This window comes from Pseudomonas sp. QTF5 (assembly GCF_000512695.2).
Classification (GTDB): Bacteria; Pseudomonadota; Gammaproteobacteria; order Pseudomonadales; family Pseudomonadaceae; genus Aquipseudomonas.
This window is the reverse complement of sequence record NZ_AZRW02000026.1, coordinates 67,551-79,876: the sequence shown is the minus strand read 5'-3', so window position 1 is coordinate 79,876 and position 12,326 is coordinate 67,551. Positions and strand designations below refer to the sequence as shown.

Annotated in this window: 11 protein-coding genes; 10 read left to right on the top strand and 1 reads right to left on the bottom strand. The window is 60.2% G+C overall.

Going from position 1 to position 12,326, the window contains the following annotated elements:
• Window positions 1-133: 133 nt before the first annotated feature.
• Complete coding sequence (locus tag IC37_RS19685) at window positions 134-745, top strand: trimeric intracellular cation channel family protein (protein WP_030128339.1); 612 nt, start codon at window positions 134-136, stop codon at window positions 743-745.
• Window positions 746-834: 89 nt separating this feature from the next.
• Here the strand turns inward: IC37_RS19685 and queG are convergent, their stop codons facing one another.
• Window positions 835-1,923, bottom strand: a complete 1,089-nt coding sequence (gene queG, locus IC37_RS19680) for a tRNA epoxyqueuosine(34) reductase QueG (protein WP_030128338.1) — start codon at window positions 1,921-1,923, stop codon at window positions 835-837.
• Window positions 1,924-1,986: 63 nt separating this feature from the next.
• On the opposite strand from queG, the gene IC37_RS19675 reads away from it, so the two are divergent.
• The 9 genes from IC37_RS19675 to hflC all read left to right on the top strand — a co-directional run bounded on the left by IC37_RS19675 (window position 1,987) and on the right by hflC (window position 12,060).
• Window positions 1,987-3,486 (top strand): bifunctional ADP-dependent NAD(P)H-hydrate dehydratase/NAD(P)H-hydrate epimerase, encoded by a 1,500-nt coding sequence (locus tag IC37_RS19675; protein WP_030128337.1) that lies wholly within the window; start codon window positions 1,987-1,989, stop codon window positions 3,484-3,486.
• Entirely contained in the window at window positions 3,474-3,944 is a 471-nt protein-coding gene (tsaE, locus tag IC37_RS19670; protein ID WP_030128336.1) for a tRNA (adenosine(37)-N6)-threonylcarbamoyltransferase complex ATPase subunit type 1 TsaE, read from the top strand. The genes IC37_RS19675 and tsaE overlap by 13 nt, the downstream gene beginning before the upstream one ends.
• Window positions 3,945-5,375: an N-acetylmuramoyl-L-alanine amidase gene (locus IC37_RS19665; protein ID WP_030128335.1), complete on the top strand. Its 1,431-nt coding sequence runs from the start codon at window positions 3,945-3,947 to the stop codon at window positions 5,373-5,375. It begins immediately after the preceding gene.
• Complete coding sequence (gene mutL, locus IC37_RS19660) at window positions 5,372-7,282, top strand: DNA mismatch repair endonuclease MutL (RefSeq protein ID WP_030128334.1); 1,911 nt, start codon at window positions 5,372-5,374, stop codon at window positions 7,280-7,282. The genes IC37_RS19665 and mutL overlap by 4 nt, the downstream gene beginning before the upstream one ends.
• Window positions 7,282-8,253 (top strand): tRNA (adenosine(37)-N6)-dimethylallyltransferase MiaA, encoded by a 972-nt coding sequence (miaA, locus tag IC37_RS19655; protein WP_030128333.1) that lies wholly within the window; start codon window positions 7,282-7,284, stop codon window positions 8,251-8,253. Before mutL ends, miaA begins: the two co-directional genes overlap by 1 nt.
• Before the next feature lie 94 nt (window positions 8,254-8,347).
• Window positions 8,348-8,608: an RNA chaperone Hfq gene (gene hfq / locus IC37_RS19650; RefSeq protein ID WP_030128332.1), complete on the top strand. Its 261-nt coding sequence runs from the start codon at window positions 8,348-8,350 to the stop codon at window positions 8,606-8,608.
• Between the two features lie 12 nt (window positions 8,609-8,620).
• Window positions 8,621-9,922: a ribosome rescue GTPase HflX gene (hflX, locus tag IC37_RS19645; protein WP_030128331.1), complete on the top strand. Its 1,302-nt coding sequence runs from the start codon at window positions 8,621-8,623 to the stop codon at window positions 9,920-9,922.
• A 96-nt stretch (window positions 9,923-10,018) separates the two neighbouring features.
• Window positions 10,019-11,191, top strand: coding sequence for an FtsH protease activity modulator HflK (gene hflK, locus IC37_RS19640; RefSeq protein WP_030128330.1), 1,173 nt, complete (start codon window positions 10,019-10,021; stop codon window positions 11,189-11,191).
• Entirely contained in the window at window positions 11,191-12,060 is an 870-nt protein-coding gene (hflC, locus tag IC37_RS19635; protein WP_030128329.1) for a protease modulator HflC, read from the top strand. The genes hflK and hflC overlap by 1 nt, the downstream gene beginning before the upstream one ends.
• Window positions 12,061-12,326 lie beyond the last annotated feature (266 nt).

Below are 12,326 nucleotides of genomic sequence, written 5' to 3'. Positions count from 1 at the left end.
ATGAACCAGTTTGCTGCGCGACAGCGCGGCGTCGAAGACGGTGCGGGGCCTCCCTCGCCACAGGTTCTCTTGCCCCCTTTTGGTGCCCTGACGATCTGAGTAGACTGCGCGCCTTCTTGTAAGGACCGCCACCATGTTGCTGATGCTCTACCTGATCGCCATTACTGCCGAAGCCATGACTGGCGCCCTGTCTGCGGGCCGTCGTGGCATGGATTGGTTTGGCGTGGTGCTGATTGCGTGCGTCACGGCGTTGGGCGGCGGCTCCGTGCGTGACGTGTTGCTTGGCCACTACCCGCTGACCTGGGTCAAACACCCGGAATACCTGGTGCTGACCTCCGTCGCGGCGATGCTGACGATCTTCATCGCCCGCTGGATGCGCCATCTGCGCTCGCTGTTTCTGGTGTTAGACGCGGTGGGTCTGGTGGCATTCACCCTGATCGGTTGCATGACTGCTCTGGAAATGGGCCATGGCATGCTGGTGGCCTCGGTCAGCGGCGTGATCACCGGCGTGTTTGGCGGTATTTTGCGGGACATCTTCTGCAACGATATCCCGCTGATCTTCCGCCGCGAGCTTTACGCCAGCGTCTCGTTTGCCGCGGCATGGTGCTATCTGCTTTGCATCTACCTGCAATTACCCGGTGAACAGGCGATCCTGATCACCTTGTTCGGCGGCTTTCTGCTGCGCTTGCTGGCGATCCGTTTTCATTGGGAAATGCCCAAGTTCGTTTATAACGACGAGGCATGATCGAAGGTTGCTGGTCGTGTGTGCGATTTACTCTTAACGGGGTAGTTCGACTTCAAATGGGGTAATTCATCGTCTAATTACCCCATTTGTTAAGGTCGAGTTCCAAGGTTGCCAGCGCGCTGCTCATGTTGCCCCAACGCCCATTCGACATGCTCTCGCACCAACTCCGACGGGTAATCCCTGCGGGCCTTCAGCGCTTCCAGCACCGGAATACTCGACGGCGCATTACCCAGGCCGACCGCCAGATTGCGCAACCAGCGCTCGTAACCCGCGCGTCTGAGCGGTGAGCCCTCGGTACTGCTGAGAAATTTTTCTTCGTCCCACATGAACAGTTCGGCCAGTTCGGCGTTGTCGAGGTTGTGCCGCGGCTTGAAATCGCTTTCGCCGGAAGGCCGGGCGAAGCGGTTCCACGGGCAGACGATCTGGCAGTCATCGCAACCGAATACCCGGTTACCGATCAATGGCCGCAAATCTTCAGGGATCGCACTTTTCAGTTCGATGGTCAGGTACGAAATGCAGCGTCGGGCATCCAGTACATACGGACCGACGAAGGCATTGGTCGGGCAGATGTCCAGGCAGGCGGTGCAGCGGCCGCAGTGTTCGCTGGCGTGGGGCGGGTCGACCGGCAGCGGCAGGTCGACGAACAGTTCGCTGAGGAAGAAGTAGCTGCCGGCCTTGCGATTCAACACCAGCGTATTTTTGCCGATCCAGCCCAGGCCAGCCTGTTCGGCGATGGCTTTTTCCAGCACCGGGGCACTGTCGACAAAGGCGCGGTAGCCGAACGGGCCGATTACCGCCTGAATTTTTTCCGCCAGTTGCTGCACGCGTTTACGGATCAATTTGTGGTAATCGCGGCCCAGGGCATAACGCGAGACGTAGGCTTTTTCCGGTTGGGCCAGCCTTTGCGCCATTTGCGTGTCGCCCGGCAGGTAGTCCATGCGCAGGGAAACCACTCGCAAGGTGCCCGGCACCAGCTCTTCCGGGTGCGAGCGTTTGCTGCCGTGGGCGCCCATGTACTCCATTTCGCCGTGGTAGCCGGCTTCGAGCCAGCGCTCCAGGTGCTGCTCATGCTCGGCCAGGTCGAGGCCGCTGATGCCGACTTGCTGAAAGCCCAGCTCGCGGCCCCAGTCCTTGATGGATTGGGCGAGGGCGGAGAGGTCTGTAGTAATAGCGGGCATGAGACGAGAGAAACCGGAGCTGAGGTGCGTATAATTCTGCCAGACATCGGAGCCTGTAGACGCATGCCGCACATTAAAGATGAATTACCCGACGCGCTGTATAGCGCCGCGCAGGTCCGAGGACTTGATGCGGGCCTGATCGCGGCCGGCACACCGGGCTTCGAATTGATGCAGCGTGCGGCGCGGGCGACCTGGCGTGCGCTGGTCCGTCATTGGCCGACGGCGCACGAATTGAGCGTGGTGGCCGGCCACGGCAATAATGCCGGCGACGGTTACCTGGTGGCCGTGCTGGCCCGACGTGCCGGCTGGCATGTGCGGGTGCTGGCCGCCGGTGATCCTGGGCGTTTACAGGGCGATGCCGCGTCAGCCCATGCCGAGGCGGTGGCCGAGGGCGTCGCCATTCAAGATTGGAGCGGGCACTGCGAGTTACGCGGCATTGTGCTGGATGCTTTGCTCGGCACTGGCCTGAGCGGTGAAGTTCGCGAGCCGTACGCCAGTGTCATCACCGCGATCAATGCCAGCGGGCTGCCGGTTGCGGCGGTGGATATCCCCTCGGGGCTGTGTGCCGATACAGGTCGCATACTCGGCGTTGCGGTCCGGGCTGACCTGACAGTGACATTCATCGGTTTGAAATTGGGTCTGTTCACCGGTGACGCTGCGGATGTGGTTGGCGATTTGGTATTCAATGATCTGCAAGCCGCCCCCGAGACGTTTATCGGGGCCACGGTCAGTGCGCGTCGCCTGACAGCCGGTAATGTGCCGCGTCTGACCGGTCGCGCTCCAACTTCCCACAAAGGCAAATTTGGCCACGTATTGCTGATTGGTGGTGATCGCGGTTTTGGCGGTGCCATTCTGCTCGGTGCACAAAGTGCCCTTCGCAGCGGTGCTGGCATGGTGTCCGTGGCCACTCGTAACGAGCATGTTCCGGCCGCCCTGGCGCGATTGCCGGAAGCCATGGTGCTCGGCGCTTCGTCGGCCAATCAATTAATGGGCTTGCTTGAGAAGGCTACGGTGCTGGTCGTCGGTCCGGGGCTGGGCCAGGCCGCCTGGGGGCGCAGTCTGTTGTCGGCAGCGGCCAATGCGCCGCTGCCGCAAGTCTGGGACGCCGATGCGTTGAACCTGTTGGCCGAAGGTAATGTGAACTTGCCCTTAGGTTGTGTCATCACGCCGCATCCTGGGGAAGCGGCGCGATTACTGGGGATTTCGACAGCCGACGTTCAGGCCGACCGTCCGGCCGCTGCCCATACATTGAGCAAAAGATATACAGCAGTGGTGGTTCTCAAGGGCGCCGGCAGTTTGATCGCCAGCCCCGACGGGCGTCTGGCGCTGTGTCATCAGGGCCATCCCGCCATGGCATCTGCCGGTTTGGGCGACGTGCTTGCCGGGCTGGTCGGTGCCTTGCTCGCTCAGGGCATGGGCGCGTATGACGCAGCGTGCCTGGCGGTCTGGCTGCACGCCAATGCCGGAGAGCAACAAGGTAAATTTGGCCGCGGGCTGGCGGCCAGTGATCTGATTCCAGCCATTCGTCAGTTGTTGGAGGAGCAAGCACCGTGTCTGAAGTAACCCTGTACCTGGCCGATGAACAGGCCATGAGCGACTTTGGCGCACGTATCGCCAAAACTACCCAAGGGCACGGTCTGATTTTTCTTGAGGGGGATCTGGGGGCGGGGAAAACCACGCTGTCCCGGGGCATCATCCGAGGCCTGGGGCATACCGGCGCGGTAAAAAGTCCGACCTTCACCCTGGTCGAGCCTTACGAGATCGGCGACATCCGTGCCTTCCATTTCGACCTCTATCGACTGGTCGATCCGGAAGAGCTGGAGTACCTCGGCATCCGCGACTATTTCGAAGACGACGCATTGTGCCTGATCGAATGGCCCCGCAATGGTGCAGGCTTTTTGCCAAAGCCCGACCTGACCATTACCATTACCCCGCAAGACAGCGGGCGTTCGCTGAAAATTTTGCCCCAGGGCTCGCGTGGCGAGTTGTGGTGTGCCGCTTTGGCATTGGAATCCAATTAAATGATGGGGTTAGGTATGCGCTTTCGCGCGTTGGTTGCTGCCGTAGGATTGTTGTTTCTGGCGGTGACCGTCGACGCTGTGGCCGAGACGAAGGTCAACAGTGTTCGCCTGTGGCGGGCGCCGGATAACACGCGACTGGTGTTTGACCTGACAGGGGCTGTCCAGCACAGCGTCTTTACCCTGACGGCCCCGGATCGGCTGGTTATCGATATTAACGGCGCGACCCTCGGTGCACCGCTGAACGTCAACACCTCGAACACCCCGATCACCGCCATGCGCTCGGCACAGCGCACGCCGACCGACCTGCGGGTGGTTATCGACCTGAAAAAGGCCGTGACACCGAAGAGCTTCTCCCTGGCCCCCAACGCCCAGTACGGCAACCGCCTGGTGGTCGATCTGTTCGATAACCCGGCTGACGCTGCGCCTCCTCCGGCGCCGACGCCTTCGGTCGCAACGGTTCCGGCGGTGCCAGTCACGCCTGTCGAACCGGCGATCAAGCTGCCACCCGCTCCGGCCGGCAAGCGCGACATCATCGTGGTAATCGATGCCGGTCACGGTGGCGAAGACCCGGGTGCCTCGGGCTCTCGCGGGCAGCGTGAGAAAGACGTGGTGCTAGCCATCGCCCGTGAACTACAGCGTCAGGTCAATGGCATGAAAGGCTTCCGCGCCGAACTGACGCGTACCGGCGACTACTTCATTCCGTTGCGCGGCCGTACCGAAATCGCCCGTAAGAAAGGCGCCGACCTGTTCGTTTCGATCCACGCCGACGCCGCGCCTTCGGCTGCGGCGTTCGGTGCGTCGGTGTTCGCCCTGTCCGACCGCGGCGCTACGTCGGAAACCGCCCGTTGGCTGGCCGATAGCGAAAACCGTTCCGACTTGATCGGTGGTGCCGGCAACGTCAGCCTCGATGACAAGGACCGCATGCTGGCCGGTGTGCTGCTCGATTTGTCGATGACCGCTTCCCTGACCTCCAGCCTGAACGTTGGCCAGAAAGTCTTGAGCAACATCGGTCGCGTCACGCCGCTGCACAAACAGCGCGTGGAGCAAGCCGGGTTCATGGTGTTGAAGTCGCCGGACATCCCGTCGATCCTGGTGGAAACTGGGTTTATCTCCAACGCCAACGAAGCCTCTAAACTCGCGGCATCGAGCCACCAGCAAGCGCTGGCGCGTTCCATCAGCAGCGGCGTGCGGCAGTTCTTCCAGCAGAATCCACCGCCGGGCACCTACATTGCCTGGCTGCGCGACTCCGGCAAGATCGCCCAAGGCCCGCGTGACCATCGCGTGAACCCCGGCGAAACCCTGGCGATGATCGCCGTGCGCTACCAGGTGTCGCCGGCCACCTTGCGCAGCGCCAACAACCTGGCAAATGATGAGCTCAAAGTCGGTCAACATCTGACCATTCCCGGCACTGAACTGGCGGCTAAAGAATGAACCAGGTGCTGACCAATTCGGCGCGCATCGAGCTGCTCAGCCCGCGGCTGGCGAACCAGATTGCCGCCGGTGAGGTGGTTGAACGCCCGGCCTCGGTGATCAAGGAGTTGCTGGAAAACAGCCTCGATTCCGGCGCCAGACGCATCGATGTCGATGTCGAGCAGGGCGGTGTCAAGCTGCTGCGGGTACGCGACGATGGCAGTGGCATTTCTGCCGATGACCTGCCCCTGGCCCTGGCCCGTCACGCCACCAGCAAGATTCGCAACCTGGAAGACCTTGAACAGGTGATGAGCCTGGGGTTTCGTGGTGAGGCGCTGGCGTCCATCAGCTCCGTGGCGCGTCTGACCCTGACGTCCCGCACTCGCGATGCCGACCAAGCCTGGCAAGTGGAAACCGAAGGCCGGGATATGGCGCCTCGGGTGCAACCGGCGGCCCATCCGGTGGGTACTTCGGTGGAAGTGCGGGATTTGTTCTTCAATACCCCGGCGCGCCGCAAATTCCTCAAAACCGAAAAAACCGAATTCGATCACCTGCAAGAAGTGATCAAACGTCTGGCGCTGGCGCGGTTCGATGTGGCGTTCCATCTTCGCCACAACGGCAAAACCATCCTCAGCCTGCACGAAGCCCATGATGATGCGGCCCGCGCCCGGCGTGTGGCGGCGATCTGCGGGGCGGGTTTTCTGGAGCAGGCGCTGCCGATCGAAATCGAGCGCAATGGTCTGCATCTGTGGGGCTGGGTCGGGTTGCCGACCTTCAACCGCAGCCAGGCAGACTTGCAATACTTCTTTGTGAATGGCCGCGCCGTGCGCGACAAACTGGTGGCCCACGCGGTGCGCCAGGCTTATCGCGACGTGCTGTTCAACGGTCGGCACCCGACGTTCGTACTGTTTTTCGAAGTCGATCCGGCGGGCGTTGATGTCAACGTGCACCCGACCAAGCACGAAGTGCGCTTCCGTGACGGGCGCATGGTTCACGATTTCCTCTATGGCACCTTGCACCGCGCCCTCGGCGATGTGCGGCCGGAAGATCATCTGGGCGCGCCTGTCGCGACGGCCATTGTTCGGCCCACCGGGCTCGACGCCGGTGAGTTCGGTCCGCAGGGCGAAATGCGGCTGGCGGCCAATGCGTTGCTGGAGCAGCCTCAGGCCCAACCGTCTTTTAATACCTCGGCGGGCTCGGGCGCGGGTGCCGGTTATCAGTATCAATACACGCCGCGGCCTCAGTCCGGCGTGCCCGTCGCCGAAGCACAAGCGGCCTACCGCGAGTTTTTCGCGCCGTTGCCCGAGGCCAACGCGGTCGCGCTCCCGGCCGGCCAGGACGACATTCCGCCACTGGGTTACGCACTGGCGCAACTCAAGGGCATCTATATTCTTTCGGAAAACGCCCAGGGCCTGGTGCTGGTGGACATGCACGCCGCCCATGAGCGGATCATGTACGAACGCCTGAAAATCGCCATGGCTAGCGAAGGCCTGAGCGGCCAGCCACTGTTGGTGCCGGAGTCCCTGGCGGTCAGTCAGCGCGAAGCCGATTGTGCCGAAGAACATGTCGCGTGGTTCCAGCGGCTGGGCTTTGAGTTGCAGCGTCTTGGCCCGGAGTCGTTGGCGATCCGGCAAATCCCGGCGTTGCTGAAACAGGCGGAAGCCAATCGACTGGTCAGCGACGTTCTGGCGGATTTGATGGAATACGGCACCAGCGACCGGATTCAGGCGCACCTGAACGAACTGCTCGGCACCATGGCCTGCCACGGCGCGATTCGCGCGAATCGGCGTCTGGCCCTGCCGGAAATGAACGGTCTGCTGCGGGACATGGAAAACACTGAACGCAGCGGTCAATGCAACCATGGCCGACCGACCTGGACCCAATTGGGCCTGGACGATCTGGACAAACTGTTTTTGCGCGGTCGTTGATGAGCCAGTTCCCTCCTGCGATTTTCCTGATGGGGCCGACGGCTGCCGGCAAGACCGACCTGGCCATCGAACTCACCAAGGTTCTGCCCTGCGAGCTGATCAGCGTCGATTCGGCCCTGGTTTACCGTGGCATGGACATAGGCACCGCCAAGCCGTCCAAAGCGTTATTGGCCGAATTTCCGCATCGGTTGATCGATATTCTCGACCCGGCCGAGAGTTATTCCGCTGCGGATTTTCGTCGTGATGCACTCGAGGCCATGGCCGAGATCACCGCGCGGGGCAAAATTCCGCTGCTGGTGGGCGGCACAATGCTCTATTACAAGGCTTTGCTCGAAGGTCTGGCCGACATGCCGGCGGCCGATCCGGACGTGCGTGCGCAAATCGGAGAAGAGGCTGCACGCCTTGGCTGGCAAGCCCTGCACGATCAATTGGCGGTAATTGATCCGCAATCTGCCGCGCGAATTCATCCGAACGATCCACAGCGGCTCAGTCGCGCGCTGGAAGTTTATCGCGTCAGCGGTCAGAGCATGACTGAGCTACGCTTGCGACAATCTGCGCAAAGTACTGAAGCAGCCGCTTCGGGACTGCAACAATTGCCCTATACTGTCGCGAACTTGGCTATCGCCCCGGCAAATCGCCAGGTACTGCACGAGCGTATTAAACAAAGATTCACAAATATGTTGGAACAGGGATTCATCGACGAGGTCGTAGCCCTGCGAGATAGAGGTGACCTGCATTCGGGGATGCCGTCTATACGTGCTGTAGGCTATCGACAAGTCTGGGATTACCTGGATGGCAAGCTGACGCAAGCCGAGATGCAGGAGCGTGGAATCATTGCCACGCGCCAATTGGCAAAGCGCCAGTTCACCTGGCTACGCAGTTGGGCTGATTTACACTGGCTGGACAGCCTCGATTGCGACAATCTGCCGCGCGCCTTGAAATACCTTGGGACCATCTCCATATTGAGCTGAGTCCTTGCAATTGCCGTCTATCCTTGGGGGTGTGACGGCCCCAAGCCATTTGTTTACCTATTTTTTATATTGAATCCTTAAAGGAGTGCGGCACATGTCAAAAGGGCATTCGCTACAAGACCCTTACTTGAATACTTTACGTAAAGAGAAAGTGGGGGTTTCCATCTACCTGGTCAACGGGATCAAACTGCAAGGCACGATCGAGTCTTTCGACCAGTTCGTTATCCTGCTGAAAAACACCGTTAGCCAAATGGTTTACAAACACGCTATCTCTACAGTGGTGCCGGTTCGTCCAATTCGTCTGCCTAGCGCAACCGAATCCGAAACAGGTGACGCTGAGCCAGGTAACGCCTGATAGGAGTCTCCTTTGTTCTTTGAGCGCCACGGTGGTGGTGAACGAGCCATTCTCGTTCACTTGGATGGTCAGGACCCTGAGGCGCGCGAAGATCCGCAGGAGTTTCAGGAGTTGGCAATGTCGGCTGGCGCCGAGACCGTCGCGTTTTTTAACGTGCCGCGTCATCGGCCAACCGCCAAAACCCTGATTAGCAGCGGCAAGGTCGAAGAATTACGCGACCTGGTCAGCGCCGAACAGGTCGATCTGGTGATTTTCAATCACATCCTCACGCCCAGTCAGGAACGTAACCTCGAACGTATTTTCGAGTGCCGCGTGATTGACCGCACGGGTTTGATTCTCGATATCTTCGCCCAACGCGCCCGCACCCATGAAGGCAAGCTCCAGGTCGAACTGGCCCAGCTTGAACACATGAGTACGCGGCTGGTTCGTGGCTGGACTCACCTTGAGCGGCAGAAGGGCGGTATCGGTCTGCGCGGCCCGGGTGAAACCCAGCTGGAAACCGACCGGCGCCTGTTGCGGGTTCGCCTGCGGCAGATCAAGGGGCGCCTGGAAAAGGTCCGCAGCCAGCGCGAGCAATCTCGTCGCGGGCGTAAACGTGCTGACATTCCGACGGTTTCACTGGTGGGTTATACCAACGCCGGCAAATCGACGCTGTTCAACTCGGTCACCGATTCCGACGTCTTCGCCGCCGACCAGCTGTTCGCTACCCTCGACCCGACCTTGCGCCGACTCGAACTCGATGACCTCGGGCCGATCGTACTGGCCGACACCGTGGGTTTCATTCGCCACTTGCCGCACAAACTGGTCGAGGCATTTCGGGCTACGCTCGAAGAGTCGAGCAACTCCGACCTGCTGCTGCACGTGATCGATGCGCATGAGCCTGAGCGGATGGCCCAGATTGAACAGGTCATGGTGGTGCTCGGAGAGATCGGGGCACAAGACTTGCCGATCCTTGAGGTATACAACAAACTCGATTTGCTCGAGGGTGTTGAGCCGCAGATCCAGCGCGATGCCGATGGCAAACCGCAGCGGGTCTGGTTGTCGGCCAAGGACGGTACCGGCCTGGACCTGCTCAAGCAGGCTGTGGCCGAACTGTTAGGCAGTGATTTGTTTGTTGGCACCTTGCGCTTGCCGCAACGTTTTGCTCGACTGCGTGCGCAGTTTTTCGAACTCGGTGCGGTGCAAAAAGAAGAACACGACGAAGAAGGCATCAGCTTGCTGGCCGTTCGCTTGCCACGGATCGAGTTGAATCGACTCGTGAGTCGCGAAGGTCTGCAGCCGATGGAATTCATCGAGCAACACACTTTGCAATAAAAGCCTGAGAAAGCGGTTGTGCCGCGGTGACAGGCATTCTGTAGCATTGGTCGGCGCGCCGTGGGTGCGTCTTTGCTTTATCAGATGGAGAGCGCTATGGCTTGGAATGAGCCGGGTGGCAACTCGAATAATCAGGATCCTTGGGGTGGCAAGCGCCGCAATAACGGCGACCGCAAGGGACCACCGGATCTCGACGAGGCCTTCCGAAAGCTGCAGGAAAGCCTGAACGGGTTGTTCGGTGGTGGTAAAAAACGCGGTGACGAGGGCGGTGGTCCGGGCAAGAGTGGCGGCTTTGGCGGCCTGCTCGGCATCGGCCTGGTCGTGCTGGCGGCCGTGTGGCTGTACAGCGCTGTCTACGTGGTCGACGAGCAGGAGCAGGCCGTAGTGCTGCGCTTCGGCAAATACTATGAAACCGTCGGCCCGGGCCTGAACATCTATTTCCCGCCGATCGATCGCAAGTACATGGAAAACGTCACGCGTGAGCGTGCCTATACCAAGCAGGGTCAAATGCTGACTGAAGACGAAAACATCGTCGAAGTGCCGCTGACCGTGCAGTACAAGATCAGCAACCTGCAGGACTTCGTGCTGAACGTCGATCAGCCGGAAATCAGCCTGCAGCATGCGACCGACAGTGCCTTGCGTCACGTAGTGGGTTCTACCGCCATGGATCAGGTGCTGACCGAAGGTCGTGAATTGATGGCCAGCGAAATCAAGGAGCGTCTGCAACGCTTCCTCGATACCTATCGCACCGGTATCACCGTCACCCAGGTCAACGTACAGAGCGCAGCTGCACCGCGTGAAGTTCAGGAAGCCTTCGACGACGTGATCCGCGCCCGTGAAGACGAGCAGCGTTCGCGCAACCAGGCTGAAACCTACGCCAACGGCGTCGTGCCGGAAGCCCGTGGTCAGGCCCAGCGCATCCTCGAGGATGCCAATGGTTACCGCGACGAGACCGTCTCCCGCGCCAAGGGTGAGGCTGATCGCTTCACCAAGCTGGTGGCCGAATATCGCAAGGCCCCTGAAGTCACCCGCCAGCGTCTGTATCTGGACACCATGCAGGAAATCTTCAGCAACACCAGCAAGGTTCTCGTGACCGGCAACAAGAATGGCCAGAACAATCTGCTGTACTTGCCGCTGGACAAGATGATCGACAGTGGTCGCAGCCCCGGTGCTCCGGTGACCGGCGCAGCAGCCAGCAGCAATGAAGTGAATGCGCGTGCGGCAGCTGATCTGCAGCAACAGCAAGCACGTACCAGGGAGAGTCGCTGATGAGCAATAAATCGCTGATCGCCCTTATTATCGGCGTCGTCGTGGCGATCGTTGCCTGGAACTGCTTCTACATCGTGGCTCAGACCGAGCGCGCGGTGATGCTGCAGTTCGGTCGCGTGGTCCAGGCCGATGTTCAGCCGGGCCTGCACGTGAAAGTGCCTTACGTGAACAAGGTGCGCAAATTCGACGCGCGCCTGATGACACTGGATGCACCGACACAACGCTTCCTGACGCTGGAAAAGAAAGCTGTAATGGTCGATGCCTACGCCAAGTGGCGCGTGAAAGATGCCGAGCGCTTCTACACCGCGACTTCCGGCCTCAAGCAGATTGCCGACGAGCGTCTTTCCCGTCGTCTGGAGTCGGGCCTGCGTGACCAGTTCGGTAAGCGCACCCTGCACGAAGTGGTGTCCGGTGAGCGTGATGCGCTGATGGCAGATATCACCTCTTCGCTGAACAAGATGGCGGAAAAAGAGCTGGGCATCGAAGTTGTCGATGTCCGGGTCAAAACCATCGACCTGCCGAAGGAAGTGAACCGCAGCGTGTTCGAACGTATGAGCACCGAGCGTGAGCGTGAAGCTCGCGAGCACCGCGCCAAGGGTAACGAGCTGTCCGAAGGCATCCGTGCCGACGCCGATCGTCAACGCCGCGTGCTGCTGGCGGAAGCCTATCGTGAATCCGAAGAGGTTCGCGGTGACGGTGATGCCCAGGCTGCTGCGATCTACTCCAAGGCATACGGTCAGGATCAGGAGTTCTACGCGTTCTACCGTAGCCTGCGTGCTTATCGTGAAAGCTTCGCGAACAAATCCGACGTCATGGTCCTGGACCCGGGCAGCGACTTCTTCCGTTACCTGGAAAAAGCCAAGCCTTGATACGGCGTTGACCTGAATCATCCCCCGCCTGGCGGCTAAAGCCTCGGGGCGGGGTGATCCTTTGGGAAAACGTGTGTATGATGCGGCAGCCGGGAAATTCCCGGCTTTTTTGCGTCTGCACGTTTGATTGCTGTTTTTATGCAGGCGCCCGAGTTGAATGACTCGACAGTTTTTTCGAGGAAAGTGGTTGGCGAAGCCGATTCAGGCTTTTCGCCCCGTTGTTCATGCGCGTGGTTTGCACATGGGCCGATCATTTTCTGCTTCAC

Coding starts and splice junctions, on each gene's coding strand:
- hflC (WP_030128329.1), top strand. CDS start 11,191: ATGAGCAATAAATCGCTGATCGCCCTTATTATCGGCGTCGTCGTGGCG.
- IC37_RS19685 (WP_030128339.1), top strand. CDS start 134: ATGTTGCTGATGCTCTACCTGATCGCCATTACTGCCGAAGCCATGACT.
- mutL (WP_030128334.1), top strand. CDS start 5,372: ATGAACCAGGTGCTGACCAATTCGGCGCGCATCGAGCTGCTCAGCCCG.
- IC37_RS19675 (WP_030128337.1), top strand. CDS start 1,987: ATGCCGCACATTAAAGATGAATTACCCGACGCGCTGTATAGCGCCGCG.
- hflK (WP_030128330.1), top strand. CDS start 10,019: ATGGCTTGGAATGAGCCGGGTGGCAACTCGAATAATCAGGATCCTTGG.
- miaA (WP_030128333.1), top strand. CDS start 7,282: ATGAGCCAGTTCCCTCCTGCGATTTTCCTGATGGGGCCGACGGCTGCC.
- IC37_RS19665 (WP_030128335.1), top strand. CDS start 3,945: ATGATGGGGTTAGGTATGCGCTTTCGCGCGTTGGTTGCTGCCGTAGGA.
- hfq (WP_030128332.1), top strand. CDS start 8,348: ATGTCAAAAGGGCATTCGCTACAAGACCCTTACTTGAATACTTTACGT.
- queG (WP_030128338.1), bottom strand. CDS start 1,923: ATGCCCGCTATTACTACAGACCTCTCCGCCCTCGCCCAATCCATCAAG.